The sequence below is a fragment of the Legionella bozemanae genome (genome assembly GCF_900450575.1).
Lineage (GTDB): Bacteria > Pseudomonadota > Gammaproteobacteria > Legionellales > Legionellaceae > Legionella > Legionella bozemanae.
Map to the genome: position 1 here is coordinate 332,772 of NZ_UGGY01000001.1, position 23,251 is coordinate 356,022.

The following is a 23,251-nucleotide window of genomic DNA, read 5'->3' on the forward strand; positions in this document are numbered from 1 at the left end:
CCAGGCTACATGAAAGGAAGACTTGTTTTTAATTGAGATAATGAATGGTTAAATTAATTTTTTGTTTGATGGGACCAACTGCCTCCGGAAAAACGGCTTTAGCTTGTGAATTAGTAGCACGATATCCTTTTGAAATTATTAGTGTTGATTCTGCAATGATTTATCGTGATATGAATATAGGAACTGCAAAACCAACTCCTCAGGAGCTGTACATAGCGCCACATCACTTAATTGATATCAAGGATCCTAGTGAGTCTTATTCTGCCGCTCAATTTTGTACCGATGCTTTATCTTTGTGTGATGCGATCTTCAAAAAAGGCAAAATCCCTTTGCTTGTCGGGGGAACAATGATGTATTTTAGTGCATTACAAAAAGGCTTATCTGTTTTGCCTGAGGCGAATCCGGTGATACGTCAGCAATTGGAAGATGAGGCAGCTTTATTGGGTTGGTCTATTCTTCATCAAAAACTGGTACAAATTGATCCCGAATCTGCTGTACGAATTCATGCTCATGATGCACAACGAATTCAACGTGCATTAGAAGTATATTATGTGACTGGTAAAACTCTGTCTGCATTTCTTGAGCAACATAAGGAAAAGCCGGATTATCATTTTGTGAATTTTATTCTTTTTCCAGAACAAAGAGCGTGGTTGCACGAACGCATTGCACAACGTTTTGATCATATGTTAACTGAAGGTCTTATTGAAGAAGTAAAACAGTTACAACAAAAATGGCATTTAACCATAAGCGTACCTTCCATGCGTTGCGTGGGGTATAGGCAAGCTCTTGAATATCTTCAAGGCGATTATGATTATTCTACACTGCGCGACAAAGGGATTGCTGCTACCCGGCAATTGGCGAAACGCCAATTAACTTGGCTCAGGCATTGGGGAGCAGCTTTATATTATGAGCCACAAAATGGGGCTTTTCGCGATGAGATTCTAGCGAAAATTGAGGAAATATTAGATAATCCTATTAAATGAGATTTAAAGGAACATCATGTTAAAAGCCAAAAAAAAAGAACCAGCGAGTACAAAAAAAAATTATGTAGTACACCGTAATGAATTACCTCTGAGCTGTCCGACAAATGATATGGTTTTATGGAATGCTCATCCCAAGGTTTATTTACCTATTGAAAAAACCGGAGTAGAAGTGTGTCCTTATTGCGGTTCACGGTTTGTTTTACAGAATGATTAAATCCATTTGTATTGTACGTTTATCTGCATTAGGTGATGTTCTAATGGCTGTACCACTCATTAGAACCTTACAAGCCAATCTGCCCCAAGCTAAGTTGACTTGGATTATTTCCAGGCCTGCTTTTGATTTGGTAGAAGGGATGGATGGAGTGGAATTCATTTTAATTGATAAACCGAACAGTATTGTAGACTATTGGCGTTTTAAAAAACAAATGAAAGGACGTACCTTTGATGTATTATTGGCGCCGCAAGCAAGTCTCAGAACGAATTTACTTTATCCCCTAATCAAAGCAAAAAGAAAAATAGGTTACGATGACCATCGAGCAAATGATGCACATGGCTTATTTGTTAATGAACGAATTACTCCAGGTTTAGAGCATACCTTGGATGGTTTTTTGAAATTTGCGCAAGCCTTAGGAATAAAGGAACGTGTCATTCGCTGGGATTTACCTATTTCTTCTGCAGATTATGCATGGGCGGAGCAACAGTTACCAAAGCAAGGTCCAATTTTGGTAGTTAATCCAGCGGCAAGTAAACCTGAACGTAGTTGGCCTGTTGCCCGTTATATTGATGTCTTGCAAAAAGCACAAAAACAATGGAATGTGCAGGTAATCATTACGGGGGGACCGATTGATTTTGATAAACATTTGGCAGAACAGATTATGCAAGTAATTCCTACTGCAATTAATCTTGTTGGTAAAACCAAACCCAAACAATTATTGGCTCTTATCAGCAAAGCCACCGTAGTTCTTTGCCCGGATACGGGTCCTTCGCATATGTCTGCTGCAGTAAACACCCCGGTTGTTGCCTTACACGCGGTGACTAACCCTCTTATTTCTGGCCCTTATCTTTTTCAACATTTGGTTGTAAATCATTATCCTGAAGCTGCAGAAAAAATTCTTGGCAGCAAATGTATTGAAGATGTTTGGGGACAGCATGTACATGGTGACGAACCCATGCAAATGATTTCTGTTGATGAAGTGATGGACAAGTTATCTATTATTTTAAATAACTCAACTGAGAATTTCATATGATGTATACCTTGTGAAGGCACAACCCATGTCCAGAATGCTCTAATTACAATAATTGGTATTTAGGGACGTTACCTGGTAAAACGGTATTTAAAATCAATAGCAGAAGCAGACCGTAGAGAAAAAAACGGGTCCTACTGCGCTTCACCTGAACTATATCGTTATATGATAAATGATATTAATGGCATGATTTGGGTTGTCCCATCTTATCACAAATAGGCGTATGGTTTTCAATACAAAATTGATGGGTAGTTATCTTGCAAGGCGGCCTAGGTTCACTCTGAAATATCGTTGCAAGACATTCTCCTTGATTTTTAAAGATTAAGCCTGGGTCGCAATGCATTGTTTGGGATAAAGGGATGCAAGTAAATTTATCGAAATCCAAGCAATAGGGACTATTGGCCTCCCAGTCATTATAGGGAATGCACACGCAGTATTGGTAGATATCTGGAAAGCAACCATCTTCGTCGGGACCACAGAGAAAATAACGATCACTGCAATAACTGGAGGTGATCATCATGAAATACAGCAGCATGAAAAGCTTCATTTTTTCCATTGTTATTATTCCTTTCTAGTTAGACTCTATTTTTCCATGTAGAAGTGTGGTTTATCATAATAGATAAACCGAACAGCATTGTAGACTATTGGCGCTTCAAAAAACAAATGAAAGGACGCAAGCGAGTCGATGAATGAACTTTCTTTATCCTTTAATCAAAGCAAAACGAAAAATAGCTGCGATGAGCAGGTGATACCCATGTTTTATTTGTTAACGAACGGATTATCCCTGCTACTGGACTTGTTTTACAAACAAGAGTTTGAAAAACTCTCCCTATCCAAAATAGGTTCACTTGCCTGTCGTGTTGTTTCCTGACTTTTATATGTTCTGCTGAGAAAAAAATCATTCGTTTTCTCCCTGGCTGTTATATCAACTGGCTCCGGCAAATCAAGAGCATCTATTGAACTACTGCTTGGATGGCATTCACTTGCATCTTGGGTACATGGTCCAGACAGTAAAGAAGTGGATAAGATACCAAGGAACACACCAATCAGGCTGAGAGCCGATAAAGTACATGCGCTGCTAAATCCTATAGCTGCTCCCGTTGTAAATGCTATAAGTGGTAAGGCTAATCCTCCTGTTGCAATGGTTGCTACTAAAGCGCTACTGATGAGCAGGGTGCTTGCTGTTAATAATAATCCAATTGAAAGATTGGAGCTTAATAGTTTTTTAGGCCATGAAATTTCTTTATCTAAAGCGGCGTCAATATTGAGTTGAGTTCGATAAGAATTAAATAAAACAAAAAGTGTTGTTGATAGCATAACTCCCATTGGAATTAATGGCGAAACAGCAACACCCGCTATAGAAAAGCTAATGATAAAAGCAAGAAAAGCGATGGTACTATAAATGAGTATTCCTTTGTTTTGGGTTATATTTTGCTGGAGAGAGTGATTTAATTTATTGTGTTCAAACATATAATCTAATGAACCATTTAAAGTAATATCAGTAAAAAATGCTGATTTATCATGGGAGTCCATGGCGCAGCTAACCCCTCCTTTTTCAGAGACAATCCGACAACAAGGCGCATCATTTAAACCATCTCCGACAAACCATACCCCTTTAGGATTCACTCCTTTTTTACTCATTATATCTTCTAAAAATTTCTCTTTATCTTTTGGAGTTTGTCCTGCATGAATATCTTTGTCACTAAAAAGAGAGCCCATTTGTTTATTAAAGCCTTGGGCTGATAAAAGGTTATCTCCAGTTAGCATGATAATTTTTTTACCTTCATCTCTTAACCGGGTAAGTGCCTCGATGACCCCTTTTCGTACTTCATGTTTCACGTAGATGACCCCTTTACAGGCGCCATCTTCTGCTACACAGACAGCTGAAAAGCCTTGTTCGATTTTTGATTTTTCAGGTACAGGGGGAGTAATACCACTTTCTCTTAAGTAATCAACGCTTCCAATTCGGATTGTTCTCCCTTGCACTCGCGCCGAGAGCCCTCGGTTTTTATGATCTGTCGTACATTCGCTTATTTCATCAAAAAGAAGTGGATTATTAATAGTAGCTTCATAGTATTTTTGAATTGCTTTTGCAAGAGGATGCTCTCTGCCATAAGCTTTTTCCAATAAATAGATTCTTTGCCATAATGCCCGATTTTTTATAGAAATGTTGGATGATTCAACAATGGAATTTCCCGTCGTTAATGTTCCTGTTTTATCAAAAACTACCGTATGGATTTTATCAGATTGCGGTGTAATTAAACTGTCATCACGTAATTGGATGCCTTTATTATTACGATGATGGATGCTGATGAGCTGTGGTAATTGATGAGCAATCGCAATCGTACAAGGACATACAGAAAACAAAATACCAATGATGTTTTGTATTACTAAAGGGATAGTCGCTATTCCTAATCCGATTGGAGTAAAAATGGCCGCCAAAAGACCAATGATAATAAGCCCTGTATATAGATAAGCAAATTTGGGAGTTTCTTCTTTAGTAGTGAGTGATTCTTTAGCCCGGTTTGAGCGAAAGAGCAGGGTATTAACCGTGCTGTTATATGAGTTTTTCTCAGCGTACACAATAACCTTTTTTCCAAGATTAATAGCGCCTGAAGGAATATGCTGCCATAGTTGTTTTGTTTGGTGCGGTTCACCAGTCAGAAGCGACGCATCAATTACTGTGTTGCCTTGAATTAAAATACAATCCACTGGAAAACATTCGCCAGCGTTAACTTCAATTAGCATTCCTTCTCTTAAAAGATTTCTTTTTTCTTCACTTATTTCTTTGGTCTCTAATATTTTTTGAATAAATAATCGGCATTCCTCTTCTTCATTATGCAATTGTGAATCCGTTTCTGAAGGGTTTTGTTTCTTAGATGAAACTAGGAGGTTCATTTCTTTCGATAAGAGCTGGAGTTCAAGTTGAGTGAGCTGATAACAATGATACGATTCTGACATTTGAGGAAATAATGTTTTAATTCCTTTCAATTGAATTTTTTTAGATTTTTCAATAACAAGACGTTTAATCTCATCCATGCTATTGATGCAAGCAATCAACATCGCTGGCATCATAAAGTTCATAAAAATCATGGAAAAACTGCTTGCCAACGGCATGCTAATGGCATGAAAAAGAGTGTGAGCCATGGATAAAAACCAGCCCAGGGTAATAGTTGTTGCCATATTGGCAAAATTTTTAGTGCGAAAGTTATGCCAAAAAGCAACTAGGTATTCTCGAGCAGTAAACGCAGTTGAAAAAAAAGAAAGGGCGGTCAAGCCAATGGTTAGAATTATTGATGGAGGAAATATAAGTGTTAAAGTAAGTACGACGCCCATGCACAGTAGGTTGATAAGGATATTAATCCAATTCTTTTTGTCATTTGGTTTATTCCCTTCCTCTTGCTGCTCATCAATGATGTCAAAATAAATATCACTCTTAATCTTTTCAAAGACGACGGAATCAAAATTTGTGATACGAATAAAATTATTTTCCTCACTTTCAATGGAAATAGTGAAGCGATGAATCCCTAAACCACTAGGTTCAGCATCTACAATAAGTCGTGCGTCTGCAGGAAGAATCTTTTTTTCAATACAATCATTGATACACGTATGAAGAAGGCGTTGCATTGAGTTACCACAACCATCAAAACACATGATGCCGGAGACTAAGAACGATTTTTGAAAAATAATAGTTTTGGACATAGGAAAATGAGCAGTTAAATGCGTCAATCTAAATTACTTTGACCCAAATGTCATCAACATTTAACTGATTATTTCAACGAAATTACTTAAGATGCCTTATCCGTTATCAGTAGGCCTTTTATGCGTGACATCATAAACCCCATTTTTTAAAATTTGTTAGGACTTTTTTATAAAAAATTGTAGTTTGGTTTAAGTGGGCAACCCTAACGGAATATGTTAATGATGAAGTGATGTGTTTGAACCTTGAGTTTTATAGGGGGGTGAAAGAATTTCTTTCACCCCGTATTTTAACGAAGACTATTGCGATGGTTGTGCTCCGGGGCTTAGCGCATCAGCATTAGGAGCGCCCGTACGAACACTTTGTAATAACAAGAGGCTATTTGTCATAAGCAGGCGTTCATGGACTTGACGATCTAAATAAAGTTGGTAATTAATCTCAGCAAGTAATATAGCAATTTCTTTTTCTACAGTGGCAGGCGGTGCATTATTAAGGCTGTTAATCCATGGGGTATTCCCAGGCTCGCCAGTACCACCTGTGCCGCTAGCCGCCGCGGCAGTAGCACTTGCACCGCCAGAACTTGTAGTATTATACAATCTCCAAGTTGCCATATTAAACTCTGTTAAGGCCTGACTTGTTGGGCCAGAACTACTTCCAGTCTGCCCGCTTGATGGATTAGTCTGCGGCATTCTTTTTGACATGATAAAATAAAGGTTGCTGATTCCTACAGAGGTTTGCGCTGCATAGGTACGTAAGCTTGCAAGATATTTAGCAAGAGTTTGCTGCGCTTGCATTTGTTTTGTTGATGGCTTACTGGAAGGTTGATTCCCACCAAGGGTTTGCTTATACCAGTAGTCATAATCGTTCCATTGCGGTAAGCTTATAGGAAGTATACTACCACTAACATAACGAATAAAATTTGCTGCAAGTTGTTCTTGATTTTGTGCGTTTAGTCCATTTTTTGCTATGTCGCCTTGTTGTTGCTGATTGGTTCCAAGGTCTTGCGTTGAATACATTAAGGGACCAGTTAAAGCGTTGCTATTAAGTTGATTTAAAAATTGTTGCAGGTATTTAGGGTCAAAAAAAGTGGTCGCCGAGGGAATTTCCCCTACAACGTTCAAGGGTACCAAGGTGTTATAAATCAATTGGCAACCAGAAACAAAGGTTGGGGTACTATTAGTCGGATCCATGCAGTACGTATAATCAGGGGTTGCCAAAATATTTAATACCGCTTGACTTACTGGGTCCTGTTGAAAAGTTTGTTGGTCTATCAACGGAGTCACACTCACTCCGGTAGATGATGTTGACGCGTAATTTGGAAAAGCAAGATTAGCCAGAGGATTAATGACCGTTGCACTGGGATTATATTGTGATGTATTCGCACTATCAGTCGGCAGAAACTGAGCAAAAGGATTTCCTGTATTTGTTGTTCCTGCCCCAGATTGTTGACCTTGCCCACTAAAAGTATTCACTGGAATCGAGCCTAATAAAGTATAAAACTGATAGGCTTGTGCTAGTTGAGAGGTTGTTAAATTAATGAGTTTATAGCTCACTGTAAAATCTGTATTGTCTTCTGTAGGAGCTTTCTGTACTTGAAAACCCAAGTATTGACCAAAATTTTGAAAATACTGTAATAGTTTTTTCGTATTTTCTGATGTTTGGTTTTGATAATACTGATCAGTTGAGGTTGTTGAATCCTGTGCTGTAGCAGAAAATGCAGCAAAATAAAGCACATTCAGCAACATAAGTTTAGATGCTAATTTCATTTATTCTTCCCCTTCAAGTGCACGTAAAACAAGTTTTAGACGATACTGGCAAAAAACTCGCGACAACAATCTTAAACGTTCAAATACAATGTTTCGTTTGAGAAAAACTCCAGCAGGATCATGGCTTCCAGTGCTTGTTTCCTCGGCATGAATTAAAACACGTGAAGCACTGCCAGGGTGAACTGTATCGATTGCTTGCAGCAATCGAAGTCCCCGGCCAGATTTGATATTTCCTACAATGCGAATAAATTTTTCTTCTTCAGCTAAAAGGCTCATGTCTATTTTTTCTATGTCATCAAGTTCTTTGCCTAACTGCTCCATGGCTTGCTCAAACTCAGGATTTCCATCCAGAGTCCAATCTTCTACACTTTCCATAAAAGTAATTACTCTATAGATCATAGGATCAATATATTCAAACCAGTATTGGGCGGACGCTTCGTGGCTTAGATCAGGCATATTTTACTCTTTCTTTACTGTATTTCAGCAGATGGACGAAATCATTACTTACTACTATAGTATATTATGAAAGATAAAAGAAAGAAGTAAAAAATATGAAAAAGCAGTCGCGAATAGTTAGATTAGTTTCGAGAATTATTAATGTTCGTAGGTGGTTTGATTGGGAACGGATGAAAGCATTTACTATGTATTTAGGAAATGGTTTTAAACGTTTATTTGTACCACAGAAAAAAGTTGAAGGTGAATCCTTCAACGAAGCAGTTCAGTTATTTAATCTTAGCGACGAAAGTTTACTTATAAAACAAAAATCTTTATTTCGATTGAGTATTATTATGGTGTTAGCTGCTCTTTTGATTTTGGGATATGCCGGATATCAGCTTTTTTTTGGTTCAATAAAAGCGTTTCTTGTGAGCCTCATTGTCACGTTGATTGCGCTGGTTTTAGCCTTCCGTTACCACTTTTGGTACTATCAAATTAAAAACCGTAAGCTCGGGTGTACTTTTAATGAATGGTATAGGCAGGGGTTGTTGGGAGAAAAGAAATGAATAAGTTGATAGTAACTCTGCTTCTCCTTGTATGTCCTGGTTTAGTTTTAGCAGATAATTCCAGCTCTTTAAGTTTTGCTCCTCCTGCTAGTGATTATTCGGTAGTATTCCTTGGCAATTTATTCGGGGTTGTAGATGGTGTTTTAAGCGGGACAGGCAGCCAAATCATGGGCAGTATGTTTGCCGTATTTAATGCTGCAGTTTTGGCGCTGGGGGGTATTATTATTATGTATACCCTCCTGGTATCTACTATGAATACTGCCCATGAAGGGCAAATGCTTGGACAAAAGTGGTCTTCTATTTGGATTCCAATTCGCTCTACAGTAGGTTTGGCTTTATTGATTCCCAAGGCTTCCGGCTATTGCTTGATGCAAATTTTTGTCATGTGGGTTGTGGTTCAAGGTGTCGGGGCAGCAGATAAGGTATGGGATGCCGCGTTAAGTTATTTGAACCGTGGCGGGGTTATTATTCAAGCACAACAGATAAATCCAGCCCAAGCACTTGTGACTGGCGATGATAACTCGGGAATAGGTGGTATTACAAAAGGTGCGATTAATATACTTTCCGGCCAAGTATGTATGTTGGGCTTACAGACACAATTGACCAATCTCCGTCAGAGCCTTCTTGATGCTCAGCAAAAACAATCAGGAGATTGTTATAAAGCCTCTAAAGCGGGGGATACTAGCTCTCCAATAGCTAAGTTTTGCCAAAATACGGTTCCTGATTTTCTTAGCACTGTAAACGCAATTTCTGTTCAGAGTAAGGCCCCGGGGAACAGTGACTGGACTGTTGAGATGCCTCATTTTGAGGATTCATCTTCACCTTATTATTTTCTGAACGGGATATGTGGTTCCATTCATTGGAAGAGCATTACGAGTTCACAGGGATCAGCTTTTACGGATTCATCGGGAAAAAGTTTGCTGCCTACGGATCCTACCGCGGGAAATAATGTGACACTCGGAAATAATACGCTCACTCCTGCAGAGATTGCCGCAACCCAGATGTCGCGAGCGATTGCCGTCCAGCAAATGTATATGGATTTGTCTACAGTAGCTCGAACCATAGTGGGTAATGATCCGCAAATGTCAACAACGAGTAATTCCGAGACAAAACCTTATACTCCAGTTGCGACGCAACAATTTGGTGTGCCTTATAAACAAGACGGAACGATTTGTAGTACTTATAATAAAGACATTGCTAACAGTAAGGATAATGAGGGAAGTTTATGTATGAGTTGGGGACCTGTGCCGGGATCTGCTGTTGGGGGGACATTGTTTAATGGTAACGAGTTAACTAACGCAATTAATGATTATAATGGGATTATGATGCCAACAGTTAATCTATCGCGTCTAATCAAGAATGCAAAAGATATGGAGAAATCCACTGACTTTATCAATAAAGCTACGAGCCAGGGATGGATTATGGCTGGTGCTTACTTCTTTAACTTGGTAGCGATTCAGGGCTCATCTGGTACAATTGACAATGCGAGCCAAACGGATTCAGACACTGGATTGGATACAAGTAAGTTTGATCCTTCGGCAATAACGAGCCCATTTGTACCTAGCAGCGACGGTAAAACCATGACCTGCGATAAAGGAAATATGACCGATCAAAATAAAGACTTTACTCAATTATGTAAATGGTTTGGCCAAGATAATACCCAGGTACTGCAAGTACAGTCATTAATTACATCAGATACTAAGAATCCACCAAAGCAGGCGAAAGAGCTAAAGGTGCAAAGTGGCGCAGCCTCATCTACAGTGTGGGGTTTTCTTAACAATTCACTCATGATGTCAACCCCTGGTCAACCAGGAGTTAAGCCATTGACTTTTGCTAACTCAATTAATTTTAGTGTGAGTACCTCGTTATATCGATTAGAAAGACAAAACTTCTCTTGCGGCGAAGTCAAACCTTTCTTCTCTATCTGTCTGGGACAAATACTCGGCAATATATTTTATAATATTATCTTGGTGACCATATATAACCTGTTTCTTGATATCTTTGGCCAGATTATCAATAGTGTGGTGTTAGCATTCCTGATGATTCCTTTGCAAGGAATGGCGACAATCTTTCAACAGGGTCTGCAAATTATCGCGCAGCCTGGGGTAAACCCTGTAGTTGCTTTGGCAAATATGGGTAATGAGTACATCAATTTTGCCGGTAACTTATGGATGCTCTTGTTGAATATGGCAGTATCCAGCGCATTAATCCCCGTATTTGGTATCTTCATTTTTGCCATGATGTCTTTGGCTATGCCGCTTGTGATTGCATGGGTAGGCGTCATGGTGAGCGTAGGTTTTACTACAGCTTATTACATTCCAATCTTACCCTATATGATTTTCACTTTTGGCGCCTTGGGTTGGTTAATCTCGGTAATCGAGGCAATGGTTGCTGCGCCTATTGTGGCATTAGGGGTAACGCATCCGGAAGGGCATGAGGCTTTTGGTAAAGGTGAAGCAGCGATCATGATCTTGGTGAATGTATTCCTCAGACCTTCCATGATGATTATTGGTTATATTGCTGCTATAGCATTATCCTATGTGGGGGTATGGGTTTTAAATGCTGGATATGATCAGGCTATAGCATTTATCCAACAGGAAAATACAGATAGTGCTAAACTCGCTGGTGGAGTTTGGGCATATGGTGGTTCGGATTCACCTTCTGGTACAGGCGGATATACGGATTGGGCGGGAATTTATGCATTCTTCTTCTCTATATTGACCTATACTACGTTGTATTTAGTAATCATACAAAAAGCATTTACATTGATTTCTTATTTGCCGGACAAAGTGTTACGATGGATAGGCGGTACTCCTGAAAGCATAGGCCAAGAAACGTCACAATGGGGTGAGGAAGTAAAGGGTAAAACTCAAGAAGCAGGTAAAGAAACACAGACTGCACAAGGACAAATTGATAAGACTCTTGGCGGATATGGCGCTAAAGGTGTGGGCATGATTAAAGGTGCTTTGGGTAAAGGTGGTGGTGGCGGTAGTGTTTCTGCCGAAGGTAATGCTACACCAAGCAGCGATAAGGAGGAGGGGGATTCTAAGGGTAAGGGAAAGGGTAAGAAGAAAGGTGGGGGGAATCCTTTAGGTTCTGTAGGGAAGTAATTTATGAAGAGAGCATCATTGTCTACAAAGTACTTTGATGCTCAATCTTTTTTACAGGAAAATTATACTAAATTGTTGTATAATTGTAGTTAAAATAAACATTTGATCGATTCATATTATGCCTGAATTATCTGCTCCTAAAAGCACAATAACAAACCAATCACAAGCCGCTGAAGACAAACTTAAAGTTTTGCAAAAAGCAAAAATGGATGAGGAACGATTTATACAAGAATTGTTTCTTTTTTTGCAAAATATGCGCGATTCAATTTTAAAGTCACAGGTTGACCCACAAGCTCAATTAACCGATCTTGCTAGGGATTGCGGTTATCAAGATCTTCCTACTGCGCTAAATAGTACAAAAAATGCACGAGGGCAGACACCATTAGTTCAAGCGCTGCAAGAGCAAGATTTCTCTATGGCAAGGATTTTACTCGATTCTGGGGCAGAGTATGACGCCCTGGCACGAGAAGAATATGATATCGCAATACATAGTAAGCGGGGACAACAGGCACTGCAGCAGCAAATAATTTCTCCTCCTGAAGGTTATAGTCCATCATCTCCCGAGAAATTGCATACAGTCAAAGAATTTGGCCTCGTACTTGGCATCAATATAATAAGTGTAGATGGTACTCCTTCTCAACGCGCGCATGTAGGACCTACATATCAATTGATGACTGATACGGTAAAGGATTACAGTCAAAGTCGTAGTAAGGAGCCAGAGAAGGGGGATTTCAAACAAATTTCAGATGCCTTCGCTTTTGCAAATAAAGCGGCAAAGTATGACTATAGTACCCCTGAAGGCAGTCCTGAAGCTGGGAATGCTCTGTGTGAACGAATACAAGCGGGAAAGGTAACCAGTGTCCCTATTAATTGCAACGGACACGCCATGGGGTTATCTTTTGTGCCCGTCGAAGGAAACCCGGATAAGGCGTACTTGGTATTTACTAACCGCGGGGAAGGATCTGGAGGAAAGCATGGAACTCAAATCTATGAGGTAGACAAGAAGGATATTACCCCCGATTTTCTAAACAATGTAATGAGCGGCCATGATCAGGGGCATTCACATGCGCAAGTCATGGAGCAAGTTCATCAGGTGACTAAAGGAAAAGAGCCCATATATCACATTGAGCAAAAACGACAAAAATATGATAATTGTACTGTAGCAAATACACGCGCAAATATTCATGGAGTCCTTCTGTGCCAAGAAGCAAATCGCAAAGGCGGTTTTGAGAATGTGAATCAACAAACAAAAGACGAAGTAAAACAACGCTACAAAGAGTTTACTGATGATATGAGAAGTAAAAAAGTCCAACAGCTGGAAAAAGCTTTAGAGAAAAACCCTGAGGATCCAGACCTAAAAGCTTTAGCTAAAGCATATATAGATAAACCCAGCAGTAAATTTTCTGATACTTTGAAATCTGTAGTTGCTGAAGAATCGATCAATATGAGTTCGCCCTAAATGAATGGGCAACTTAGTATTTAGTGTTTCATTTGACTCAACAACTGTTGCACTTCAAATATGGAGCCTGTGTTGGAATGACAATATCCGCTCAGCTTAACGGCTAGGGTCTATTAAGCCCAGCCTTTAAAGTCTATCGATAAAATAACAAAGTAGTCCTCAGCATGTTACGATTTATTGTGTTACTCTTTGGATTGATGATTTACTATTGAACGATCAGAAATTCCACGGATAAATTCTGACATTTCAATTGGCTCTTGACCTATCTTTAACGAGCTCCGAACGAAATTTGCTGCCTCGAGAACGCTATCCAAATTGTATTTTTTTAATTGAATTGAATGTAAATAGGCAACAAAAAACTCTGTTTTTAAATTACCAGTACCTTTGCCCATACCAGCAAGAGATGCATCAATAAAGCGAACTCCCGAGCTCATTGCTGCCAAGGCATTAGCTTGTGCCAGGCCGAGATTATCATGGGCATGAAATCCAAATGGGAAAGGATAATTATTAATGTATTTTTCATAAATTTCTTTGACACGCGTAGGGAGTAAACTGCCATTTGAATCAGCGAAATAAATGATATCAGGCTCATACTCGCTTATCGTTTTGATTGAATCATCAAGTTCATTTTCTGTATAGTAAGAGATATTCATGAAATTAACTGAAACATTCATGTTTGCATTTTTTACCATTTTTATTTTAGGTAAGGCAGATGCAAGTTCGTTTTTAGCAACGCATAGTCTTAATAAATCGACACCGCATTTTTTTAATTCAATGAGATCGTTTTGAGTAAGATTATTTGGAAAAACCATAACTACCATTTTTGCTTTTTGAATCAAAGAGCGACAAAGAAGTAGGTAATCTTTGGCACACCATCCAGCTCTCCCGACCTGGGTAGGTGTTAAAGTTCCATTGCGATAGCCAATTTCAATATATTCAATGCCTGAGTTATCTAGAGATACAAGAATTTTTTCTAATTGAGCGTCTTCAAAATTGAAATTAGTTCGGTGTCCCCCGTCTCTCAATGAGGCATCTAAAAGTACTATAGAATCGTTCATATAATTTCCAAGAGGCAACAAAAAACATACCTTCTTTTAAAATTATAGCTAAAATAACGCTGAACCGATAAAGAACAGAAGATATATATATAAATTGGATGCGATTTTCGCAAAGGAAAGCAGATCGAAAAACATTTTGAGTTTATTGCTGGTATTCTTTGGCCCCAGCAATAATTAATTTGTATACCCGCTCGCTGATAATACCTTGTTCAAACTTTGCTTTTGCATCCCAAGTCATCAGTTGGCCCTTTTGTCGCACTAATTTACGTGTGGCAGAGGTGACATCATTAGGATCGCTTTCAAGTAAAATATCTCGAACCTCTTCATCAAAAACTAAATACTCTCTCAATGCTACCCTTTTTTCATCTACAGTAGGTACAAGTTTTTGCCAAATACACAATCTGATTGTCTCTAAAATATCAATAGTTCTTCCTAAGCGCTCTTCACCAGAGAATGAGGTTACAAGACGGCGCATGGTTTCAGCCACACCTGAGGTATGCAAGGTTGTATACACTGGGTGCCCAGTAAGCGCTGCTTCCAATGCAGCACTAATTGTTTCTGCATCCCTACACTCACCTACCATGATTAAACGAGGTTTGCGGCGTAAGGCATTTCTCACCCCATCAGCAAAACTCGGTAAGTGGCGAGGAATTTCTGATTGGCTAACTACTGCGGATATTGTTTCAATTTCATCATAAACAAATTCAATAGGAGATTCATAGGTCAATACTTTACGGTTTGAATCCTCTGTTTCGATTAAGTCGCGAATAATTGAGGCCAGTAACGTTGATTTACCTGAACCTGTTGCACCCGTAATAAAGACGATTCCTTCCTGAGGTGCCACTGCTTCAAGGACATTATCAGGTAAATTCATGGTTTCGAGTCTAGGAGGGGTTGTAGGAATCGTTCTCAGAGTAATCTGAATTGCATCATGCCCTTCTACAAGGCATGCTGTTCCATTGACCCGATAGCGATATCTAACACCGCGGTTAGGACGGAATTCATAGTGGGTATCGATGTCTTTACCTGAAAGAAGCTGAGTTGTAGCGTTAGGTCCGTATATCGCATTAATTAAATCACCGAGTTCTGTATTAGACAAGCGGCGGTTGGTAATCCGTAATAGTTTTCCATAGACCTCTGCATAAATAGGTTCGCCTGTTTGGATGGTAATGTCAGAAGCATTTAAACGTTCAGTATGCTCCAACATTTTATCCATAAAAAGCGGAGTAAAACGTGTTGGCTCATCGGGCATTAAACATAAATGAGAATTGTTATTCATACTTCCTATTGGCGAATTCTGTTGTTATCGTTAACTGGAGCAATTGTAGGCTGCCAGGATTTATCTGTTATTATAATTTTAGAACGATTTGCCAATTTTTCCATGTTTTTGAACCGTTCCAAAGCATTCTCATCCTTGGATACCGCTGCCCGCCATTGTTCACTATTCACATTCAGAGCGGGTAACGCAGTAATTCTTAATACTCTATCATCAATATGAATCTCTGAGGAGTCACCTGTTACGCCTAAGTCTGTATGAGAGACATAAGGAGGAGAAATCATATTCATGGCTAATAATTTTCGATAAAGAATCATTCCGCCAAAATCTTCTTTAATTCGGGCTATGTTTTCCTCCAGAATGGTATTTGCTTGATCAATACCATTTTTCCAGCCTTTTGCTACATAAATGCACCATATTTTTTTCTCTACCTTGGTTTTAGGTAACAGAGTATAGTGAGGATATTCCGGTTGTACATAATCCAGCCATAAGTATTGCCGCCAAGTTGGAGGAGTGGTTACAAAATGAGCCTGTTTCGCAACTTTATAAGTACGATCAGAAATACGAATAGTTTGTGCATCAGCAAGATTGAGGGTATTTCTACCTTCCAAGAGCACTGGGGGCAAAATGTTATGTTCTAGAATCAAAGAATTAAAATCATAAATGGCATCGAGTCTGCGCGATTGTCTTATAAGATGCTCATCAATAATTTTTGCTCGATTTGCCAGGCCTGCTTGAGCACCGAGACTTAAAGCAGTTTCTTTCAAAGCAATTTGACGAATTTTACCTCTTTGCCTTTTATTTCTATCCTTTATATTCACATTGGCCATAGCCTGTAGCCCTGCCAATGAGTTCGTATCACCCATATATTTTGATGAGTGACATGCAAGCAGTAAAGCAGACAATACAACAACTATTAAGCTACGAATAAATTTTGGCATAGCGTAATTCTACAACCTGACTGTTAGGGTAAACGTGAATATAGGCTTTTTTACCAGCTTGGTAATCAATATCACGCAGGATTTCAGCTAAACTTTCATCTTTAATGTTAAGACTAATTAAAACCGGAATTGACGGTGCTTTTCCTAAAATACGAAGCCTGAAGTGAGCTGATTTGGCAATACGAGCGGTTAATTCTTCAATAGGACCGGACCAATCCACACTTGCTCTGGCTTGTAAGTTATACGAATTAGGTATCGTGAGTGTGTTATCTACAGGGGGTGGTAAAATTACTTTTTCGACTCGTGCCATTTCATGCATAGAATCGCTTACAGATACTGCTGCTTCTGCTAATTTAATTGTAGCATCATCACTAGGATTGTTTACTGGTGATTTTTTAAAAAGTACTCCATGTTTACAACCTACAAGCAGGACTGAGGCAATAAATAGCATGAGAAGCTTGTTGTTCATTCAATGTTCTTTAATGTCTGAGAATATTCGTTTGATTGAAACAGGAGCTAGGCTGCTTGTCAAGCCTATAGAAGATGAATTGTATGAATTTAAACAGAAATAATTTGGGAGAGTAATTAGCTTGGGTGCAGCGAATTGTCTCTTGATCACCTCTCTGCCTACGCCCCGCAGATTTGTCCGCGAGGTCTCATCTTTTTAGGTAGATCTTCTGGATCCTGCGGACAAAGCCGCAGGACGTCGGAATAGGTCCGGACTAGTTTTTCAGTGATGTGCAGAAGATCCAGGTGCAGCGAGGCAGAGCCCAGGAAGCTATGCAATCAATCCCGGGTTCCACTTAGGCTACAATATAAAAGGTCAACTTAATTTTTCAAATAAGGAATATACAACTTGCCCTGCGTGTTTTTGTTTTATTTGCCGCCAATACTTTTCATCCAATTGCGTTGCAATCGGTGATTCTAAATAAACAAGTCCCCCAGGTTTGAGAATAGTGCTGTGTGTTATATTCGAAATACATTGAGGGAGATAATTTTGTGCAAAAGGAGGGTCCAGAAATATAATATCAAACTCTTCCTGTTTGTGCTGAAGGTACTGTAGCGCGTCTGTTTGTAGGAGTTTAAGTTTTGGGCTGTTAAATGAAGCGATTATTTTTTGTAAATGGGCACAAGCTTTAGGTGATTGCTCAAGAAACACAACGTGCGCGGCTCCTCTTGAAAATGCCTCCAGGCCTAAAGCGCCGCTGCCTGCAAAAGCATCCAGGCAGCGTGCTTCTCTGATGTCATGCATGAGCCAGTTAAATAAAGTCTCGCGCACGCGATCTGGGGTGGGGCGTAAACCTTCTACATCCGGAAAATGCAATTTTTTTCCACGATATAAGCCACCTATAATGCGGACGATCTGTTTCACGATTTACCTACAGTGACCAGTAATAATTTGTCGGGATTAACTTGTTGTTTGAATGCTTGTTTCACTTGTTCGCGGCTTACTGTATTGATGCGAGCAAGATAGGTGTCAAGAAAATCTTCAGGCAGATGATAAAATGTCATTCGCAATAAGATATTTGCAATACTGCGATTACCTGATAACGAAAGTGGGAAACTTCCTGTAAGGTATTGTTTCGCCGCATTCATCTCCTCATCAGTTGGACCTTTATCAATGTAAGTGCGTAACTCGTTTTGAATAATATCTAACGCATCTTTTGTTTGTTTATTTTTTGTTGACAAACTGATGAGGAAAGGTCCTTTCCCGGACATAGGAACAAGCTGGCTGTCTACACCATAAGTCAAACCTTGTTTTTCTCTAACTTCTATAGCGAGTCGAGAAACTAAAGCCCCTCCTCCTAAAATATAATTCCCTACAATCAGCGGGAAGTAATTTGAGTCATGATGATCAATACCGAGTTGACCGAGCCGTATCACAGTTTGTGAGGACGGAAATGGAATATTTATTGTTTCTGCTTGAGTTAACTGAATGGCTTTGGGAATAGGAGGGGCTGGCTGTCCCTCTGGAAGTTCTTGAGTAAGTTGCTCAGCAAGTTGATGTGCTGTCTCACTATTAATTGCACCTACCATAACTAAAATCGCGTTTTTGGCCACATAATAGCGTTTATTAAACGCAATCACCTGGCTCATATTAATTGCCTTGACGGTCTCGCTTGTTCCATTAACAGGATGAGCATAGGGATGTTGCTTATATAAGGCTTGAAAAAAATTGAGATTGGCGACGTCTTCAGGCGATTCCTGCCGCTGTTCAATGGCCATCATCTGTTGTTTTTTCTCTCTTGAAAACTCATAATCAAGAAAGTCTGGATGGTTAATGATTTGTGCAAAGGTAAAACTGGCTTTGGCCAATGCATCTTGGGTGGCTAAAGTTCTTAGGTTAAATATAACCATATCCCGGTTAATCTCAGCCTTATATTGAGCGCCAACATCCGCGAGTGATTCGGCTATTGCTGTTGCGTCTCGTCCCGCATTTCCTTGGTTCATCAAACGACTGGTCAATGCACTTAGGCCATATTGATCTCCATCATATGCTGAGCCTGCCGCGAAAGCCAAACTGACATCGAGCATAGGCACTTCCATTGCGGGATAAAAAACGACTTGAACGCCATTTTTGGTGAGCCATTTTTCTGTTTTGAAGGTACTTGCTGTCGTTGTATGCGACAGCCCAATCAGTAATGTTAGAATACATGCGCTAAAAATTCTCATGGTGCAGCCCTTTGTGGTTGAGGTTCTAATATTGCTGTCGTCATATTATTTTCCTGAAAATAACGTTGGGCAGTTTGCAGAACTTGTTGTGGCGTAACGGCATTGATTGCTGCAGTATACTCATCCGCTTTTTGCCAACCAAGCCCAATTGTTTCTAACAAACCTAATTCTGAGGCTTGTCCGAAAATTGAATCTTTCTCAAAGGTTTTCTGAGCAATGATTTGATGTTTAATTCGTTGCAATTCTTGCTCAGTAACCTGATTTTTTTTCAAATCATCGATTTCATTAAGAAGCCCACTTTGTAAATCATTTATTGTATGGTTTTGGCTCGGAGATCCATACACAATAAATTGGGTTTGAAATCTTGTATAAGGGTTATAATAGGTATTTGCATCCGTAGCAATATGTTTGCTGCGAATCAGATTTTTAGAAAAACGAGCGCTTTCACCTGCATCTAAAATTCCGGCGATAATTTCCAAGGCATAAGGCTCATACTCTTTTTTACTCGTGTTTGCACTAGGAACGGTATAACCCATCATCAATAAAGGTAATTTTGCTGACGCCTGGATATGCACAATCTTTTGACCTAACGCAGGCGGCTCTTTTTGCAATCTTCTTGTAGGAATAGGGTGTTTTGGCAAAGCACCGAAATAATTTTCTGCCAAAGTGCGAACCTGTTCTGGGTTAACATCTCCCACAACAACCAAGGTCGCATTATTAGGAGCATAATATTTTTTATACCATTCCCTTAAGTCTTCAACGGACATGTGTTTCAGATCGCTCATCCAGCCAATAACAGGATGATGATATGGGGCGCTTAGATGTGCTGTTGCCAGAAAACGCTCAAAGGCAAGTGCTTGTGGATTATCTTCAGTTCGAAGCCGTCGTTCTTCCTGGATTACTTTAATTTCTTTGGCAAACTCATTGGCATCAAGAAGCAAATGATTCATGCGATCTGCTTCCAGTTCAAAACTGGTAGCAAGTTTTGATGCAGCTGTTTTTTCAAAAAAAGCGGTATAATCATTATTAGTAAATGCGTTAGCTTGACCGCCAATTGCCGCTATGGTTTTGGAAAAGACACCTAAAGGGAATTTTTCAGTACCTTTAAACATCATATGTTCCATCGCATGAGATACGCCGGTAATCCCGCCTGGTTCATCAGCGGAGCCTACGTTATACCAAATCATGGATACAGCAATAGGCGCCCGGTGATCTTCTTTAACCAATATTTTTAATCCATTATTCAATGTAAACTCTTGCACTTGGCTAAAGGTCTGGCAAGATAGTACCATGAGTAAAGTAAAGAGTATTTTGCGCACAACTTAACCTCAAAGTAAAAAAGATGATAGAATTTCATATTTTTCAGGATTTGTACACTATATGATTAAATGGTTTAAACGAAGTCATGATTCCGCCTCTGTAGAGGACAATCATTCACAAAGTACTACTGACTCGTTGCCTCAAGCTCCTGTAGAAGAAAGCAAACAGGAACAAGAGCCTGCAAAAGAAGGAATTTTTGCACGTTTCAGGAAAGGATTAAGCAAAACCCGTCACCAGCTTGGTGATGGAATTGGCCGATTATTATTAGGAAAAAAAGAAATCAGCCAGGATTTGTTGGACGAGTTAGAAACGCTTTTAGTCAGTGCTGATTTGGGGATGGAGACAACGCAAACTGTACTGAACCAGTTGACTGAAAGTTTGGCTCGTAAACAGTTATCTGATGGTAATGCTGTTTATGATGCGCTGAAATCTCATTTGCAGGCGATTTTAAGCCAGAATAACCAACCTTTAACTTTAGAAACTGCAGATCAATCTCCTTTTGTAATCTTAATGGTTGGGGTGAACGGTGCAGGTAAAACCACTACTATAGGAAAACTGGCGAAACAATTCCAGCAACAAGGCAAGAAGGTCATGTTGGCTGCTGGAGATACTTTCAGAGCAGCAGCAGTGGAGCAATTGCATGTTTGGGGGGAGCGAAATGATATCCCCGTAATTGCCCAGCATACAGGAGCAGATAGTGCTTCGGTGATTTTTGATGCCCTGCAAGCAGCAAGAGCGCGCAAAATGGATGTTTTAATCGCTGATACTGCAGGCCGGTTGCATACACAAGGCAATTTGATGGACGAATTGAAGAAAGTAAAGCGTGTATTACAGAAACTTTGTCCTGATGCTCCTCATGAGACGATGTTGATATTGGATGCAAGCATAGGGCAAAATGCTTTGGTGCAAGCACGACAATTTCATGAAGCGATTGGTTTAACTGGAATTACCATGACTAAATTGGATGGTACGGCTAAAGGTGGAATTTTGTTTGCTATTGCGAATGAATTAGGAATGCCCTTTCGTTATATAGGGATTGGTGAAGGGATAGAGGATTTACGCCCCTTTGATGCTGCGCAATTTGTTGGTGCACTATTCAATGATCACATTTGACCAAGTGACTAAACGTTATCCAGGTGGTTTTGAAGCGTTAAGCCAAGTAAATTTTTCTTTACAAAAAGGGGAAATGGTTTTTCTTACCGGGCATTCAGGTGCAGGAAAAAGTACCTTACTTAAATTGATTGCTCTTTTAGAATGGCCTACTTCGGGTCAATTGCTCGTCAATGGTTTGCGTCTGAATCAGTTAAAAAAGCGTGATGTGGCTGCTCATCGCAGCCAGCTGGGTATTACTTTTCAATCACCTTACTTACTTAATGATCGGACAGTATTTGATAATGTTGCCCTCCCCTTGCAAATTCGGGGTATGGCTTATCCCATGGTTGCCAAAAGAGTTCATGCGGCCTTGGATATGGTAGGTCTATTAAGCAAGGAAAAAATGCTCCCTGTCCATTTATCAGGAGGTGAACAGCAACGCGTGGGAATTGCTCGTGCTGTAGTGCATAAGCCTGCATTGTTATTGGCTGATGAACCTACTGGAAATCTTGACCCCAAACTTTCTACAGAAATCATGGCTATTTTTGAGCAGTTTAATCAAGTAGGGGTAAGTATATTAATTGCTACGCATGATTTGGCATTGATCGCAGGAATGAAACATCGTATTGTCATGCTTAAAGGAGGACGAATGTGTTAAAACAAGCACAAGCAATCCTTGCCTATCATTTGCAAGCAGCGATACAAAGTTTAAATTTGTTATGCCGCAGACCTTTAGCAACCATGATGACTTCCCTCGTGATCGCCATTGCCTTGGCCTTGCCTGCTCTTTTCTGGGTATTTTCCGATAACATCGCTAAATTAACCGCAAGCTGGCAGAAGGGAGGGCATATTTCTCTTTATTTAAAACCTGGCTTATCTGAAGCGGAACAACAGCTGCTATTACAAAAAGTGCGTGAAACAGACGGCGTAGCTCAAGTTTCCTTAAAATCTTCCCGTGACGGTTTATCGGAATTAACCCAGCAAGAGGGGATGCAGGATATTATGCGTTATCTTCCTGAAAATCCTCTGCCTGCGGTAGTGGATGTTGTGCCTGCCTTGATCATTGACTCCCCTGCAAAATTGGATTTATTGGCACGGAAATTACAGACCATAGCACAAGTGGAAAATGCAAAAGTTGATATGGAGTGGATAAGCCGCTTGCATGCGCTTTTAGGTTTTGCTGCCAAGTTTGCAGATGCTTTACTCGCCTTATTAGCCATGGCTGTGATTATGATCGTTGGCACTACGTTACGCTTGGCTCTTCATAGTCGACAAGAAGAGATTCAAGTGTTAAAGTTAATTGGAGCAAAAGATCCTTTTATCCTCAGACCTTTTTTATATTCGGGGGTTTGGTATGGTGCCTTAGGGGCTGTTTTTGCTGTCTTTATGGTGAATATTTTTATCTTCAGTTTGGAAGCTGCTGTAGATCAGTTGGCGGTTGCTTATCAAATGCACTATCCGCTAAAAAGTTTATCAATGCGCCAGATCTTGCTACTTGTTTTATTTGCAGTTATACTAGGATGGATGGGGGCACGTTTATCGGTAAAACGTCAATTGGCTTCCATTGAGCCTCAATTATAAGTCCCCTCTTATTTTTTTACCTTATTTTACAGAGAAGTTTTAGAGGA

The 23,251-nt window shown here is 39.8% G+C and carries 20 protein-coding genes; 9 read left to right on the forward strand and 11 right to left on the reverse strand.

All coding sequences use genetic code 11. From position 1 onward, the window contains the following. The first annotated feature begins 44 nt into the window (after positions 1-44). The 3 genes from miaA to DY223_RS01565 are packed head-to-tail and all read left to right on the forward strand — an operon-like array spanning position 45 to position 2,230. Positions 45-983, forward strand: coding sequence for a tRNA (adenosine(37)-N6)-dimethylallyltransferase MiaA (gene miaA / locus DY223_RS01555; protein WP_058457994.1), 939 nt, complete (start codon positions 45-47; stop codon positions 981-983). A gap of 16 nt (positions 984-999) precedes the next feature. After that, positions 1,000-1,197 carry a zinc-finger domain-containing protein gene (locus DY223_RS01560; protein WP_058457995.1) on the forward strand — a complete coding sequence of 66 codons (198 nt, stop codon included), beginning with the start codon at positions 1,000-1,002 and terminating at the stop codon, positions 1,195-1,197. Continuing rightward, positions 1,190-2,230, forward strand: coding sequence for a glycosyltransferase family 9 protein (locus DY223_RS01565; RefSeq protein WP_058457996.1), 1,041 nt, complete (start codon positions 1,190-1,192; stop codon positions 2,228-2,230). Before DY223_RS01560 ends, DY223_RS01565 begins: the two co-directional genes overlap by 8 nt. 175 nt (positions 2,231-2,405) lie before the next feature. On the opposite strand, the gene DY223_RS01570 is transcribed toward DY223_RS01565, so the two are convergent. The 4 genes from DY223_RS01570 to icmW all read right to left on the reverse strand — a co-directional run bounded on the left by DY223_RS01570 (position 2,406) and on the right by icmW (position 8,149). Next, a complete protein-coding gene (locus DY223_RS01570; protein ID WP_058457997.1) occupies positions 2,406-2,783 on the reverse strand; it encodes a hypothetical protein in 378 nt (125 codons plus the stop codon). Positions 2,784-3,028: 245 nt separating this feature from the next. Next, positions 3,029-5,929, reverse strand: a complete 2,901-nt coding sequence (locus DY223_RS01575; RefSeq protein WP_082642390.1) for an HAD-IC family P-type ATPase — start codon at positions 5,927-5,929, stop codon at positions 3,029-3,031. A gap of 297 nt (positions 5,930-6,226) precedes the next feature. Further along, on the reverse strand, positions 6,227-7,693 hold the full coding sequence (gene icmX / locus DY223_RS01580; RefSeq protein WP_058457999.1) for a type IVB secretion system protein IcmX: 1,467 nt from the start codon (positions 7,691-7,693) through the stop codon (positions 6,227-6,229). After that, on the reverse strand, positions 7,694-8,149 hold the full coding sequence (gene icmW / locus DY223_RS01585; protein ID WP_058458000.1) for a type IVB secretion system protein IcmW: 456 nt from the start codon (positions 8,147-8,149) through the stop codon (positions 7,694-7,696). It abuts the gene before it with no gap. Positions 8,150-8,244: 95 nt separating this feature from the next. Between icmW and icmV the strand changes: the two genes are divergently transcribed. The 3 genes from icmV to ankD all read left to right on the forward strand — a co-directional run bounded on the left by icmV (position 8,245) and on the right by ankD (position 13,263). Next, the gene (gene icmV / locus DY223_RS01590; protein WP_058458001.1) at positions 8,245-8,694 is read left to right on the forward strand and encodes a type IVB secretion system protein IcmV; all 450 of its coding nucleotides are present in this window, start codon (positions 8,245-8,247) and stop codon (positions 8,692-8,694) included. Then, the gene (gene dotA / locus DY223_RS01595) at positions 8,691-11,804 is read left to right on the forward strand and encodes a type IVB secretion system protein DotA (protein ID WP_058458002.1); all 3,114 of its coding nucleotides are present in this window, start codon (positions 8,691-8,693) and stop codon (positions 11,802-11,804) included. The genes icmV and dotA overlap by 4 nt, the downstream gene beginning before the upstream one ends. A 118-nt stretch (positions 11,805-11,922) precedes the next feature. After that, a complete protein-coding gene (ankD, locus tag DY223_RS01600; protein ID WP_058458003.1) occupies positions 11,923-13,263 on the forward strand; it encodes a Dot/Icm T4SS effector AnkD/LegA15 in 1,341 nt (446 codons plus the stop codon). Between the two features lie 182 nt (positions 13,264-13,445). Here ankD and DY223_RS01605 read toward each other — a convergent pair whose 3' ends face one another. The 7 genes from DY223_RS01605 to DY223_RS01635 form a co-directional block, all read right to left on the reverse strand. Next, positions 13,446-14,321 (reverse strand): beta/alpha barrel domain-containing protein, encoded by an 876-nt coding sequence (locus DY223_RS01605; protein WP_058458004.1) that lies wholly within the window; start codon positions 14,319-14,321, stop codon positions 13,446-13,448. Positions 14,322-14,463: 142 nt separating this feature from the next. Further along, positions 14,464-15,573: a Dot/Icm type IV secretion system ATPase DotB gene (dotB, locus tag DY223_RS01610; protein ID WP_374930657.1), complete on the reverse strand. Its 1,110-nt coding sequence runs from the start codon at positions 15,571-15,573 to the stop codon at positions 14,464-14,466. A gap of 32 nt (positions 15,574-15,605) precedes the next feature. Then, on the reverse strand, positions 15,606-16,538 hold the full coding sequence (locus DY223_RS01615; protein ID WP_058458006.1) for a type IV secretion system DotC family protein: 933 nt from the start codon (positions 16,536-16,538) through the stop codon (positions 15,606-15,608). After that, positions 16,519-17,007, reverse strand: coding sequence for a type IVB secretion system lipoprotein DotD (gene dotD, locus DY223_RS01620; protein ID WP_058458007.1), 489 nt, complete (start codon positions 17,005-17,007; stop codon positions 16,519-16,521). The genes DY223_RS01615 and dotD overlap by 20 nt, the downstream gene beginning before the upstream one ends. 354 nt (positions 17,008-17,361) lie before the next feature. Continuing rightward, positions 17,362-17,910: a 16S rRNA (guanine(966)-N(2))-methyltransferase RsmD gene (rsmD, locus tag DY223_RS01625; RefSeq protein ID WP_058458008.1), complete on the reverse strand. Its 549-nt coding sequence runs from the start codon at positions 17,908-17,910 to the stop codon at positions 17,362-17,364. Then, on the reverse strand, positions 17,907-19,211 hold the full coding sequence (locus DY223_RS01630) for a M16 family metallopeptidase (protein ID WP_058458009.1): 1,305 nt from the start codon (positions 19,209-19,211) through the stop codon (positions 17,907-17,909). The genes rsmD and DY223_RS01630 overlap by 4 nt, the downstream gene beginning before the upstream one ends. Further along, on the reverse strand, positions 19,208-20,503 hold the full coding sequence (locus tag DY223_RS01635) for a M16 family metallopeptidase (RefSeq protein ID WP_374930658.1): 1,296 nt from the start codon (positions 20,501-20,503) through the stop codon (positions 19,208-19,210). The genes DY223_RS01630 and DY223_RS01635 overlap by 4 nt, the downstream gene beginning before the upstream one ends. A gap of 88 nt (positions 20,504-20,591) precedes the next feature. Here DY223_RS01635 and ftsY point away from each other — a divergent pair, with 88 nt between their 5' ends. Genes ftsY through ftsX form a run of 3 tightly spaced genes read left to right on the forward strand, consistent with a single transcriptional unit; the run spans position 20,592 to position 23,204 of the window. Beyond that, positions 20,592-21,644, forward strand: coding sequence for a signal recognition particle-docking protein FtsY (gene ftsY / locus DY223_RS01640; RefSeq protein WP_058458011.1), 1,053 nt, complete (start codon positions 20,592-20,594; stop codon positions 21,642-21,644). Continuing rightward, on the forward strand, positions 21,631-22,281 hold the full coding sequence (gene ftsE / locus DY223_RS01645; RefSeq protein WP_058458012.1) for a cell division ATP-binding protein FtsE: 651 nt from the start codon (positions 21,631-21,633) through the stop codon (positions 22,279-22,281). The genes ftsY and ftsE overlap by 14 nt, the downstream gene beginning before the upstream one ends. After that, positions 22,275-23,204, forward strand: coding sequence for a permease-like cell division protein FtsX (gene ftsX / locus DY223_RS01650; protein WP_058458013.1), 930 nt, complete (start codon positions 22,275-22,277; stop codon positions 23,202-23,204). The genes ftsE and ftsX overlap by 7 nt, the downstream gene beginning before the upstream one ends. The last annotated feature ends 47 nt before the right edge of the window (positions 23,205-23,251 follow it).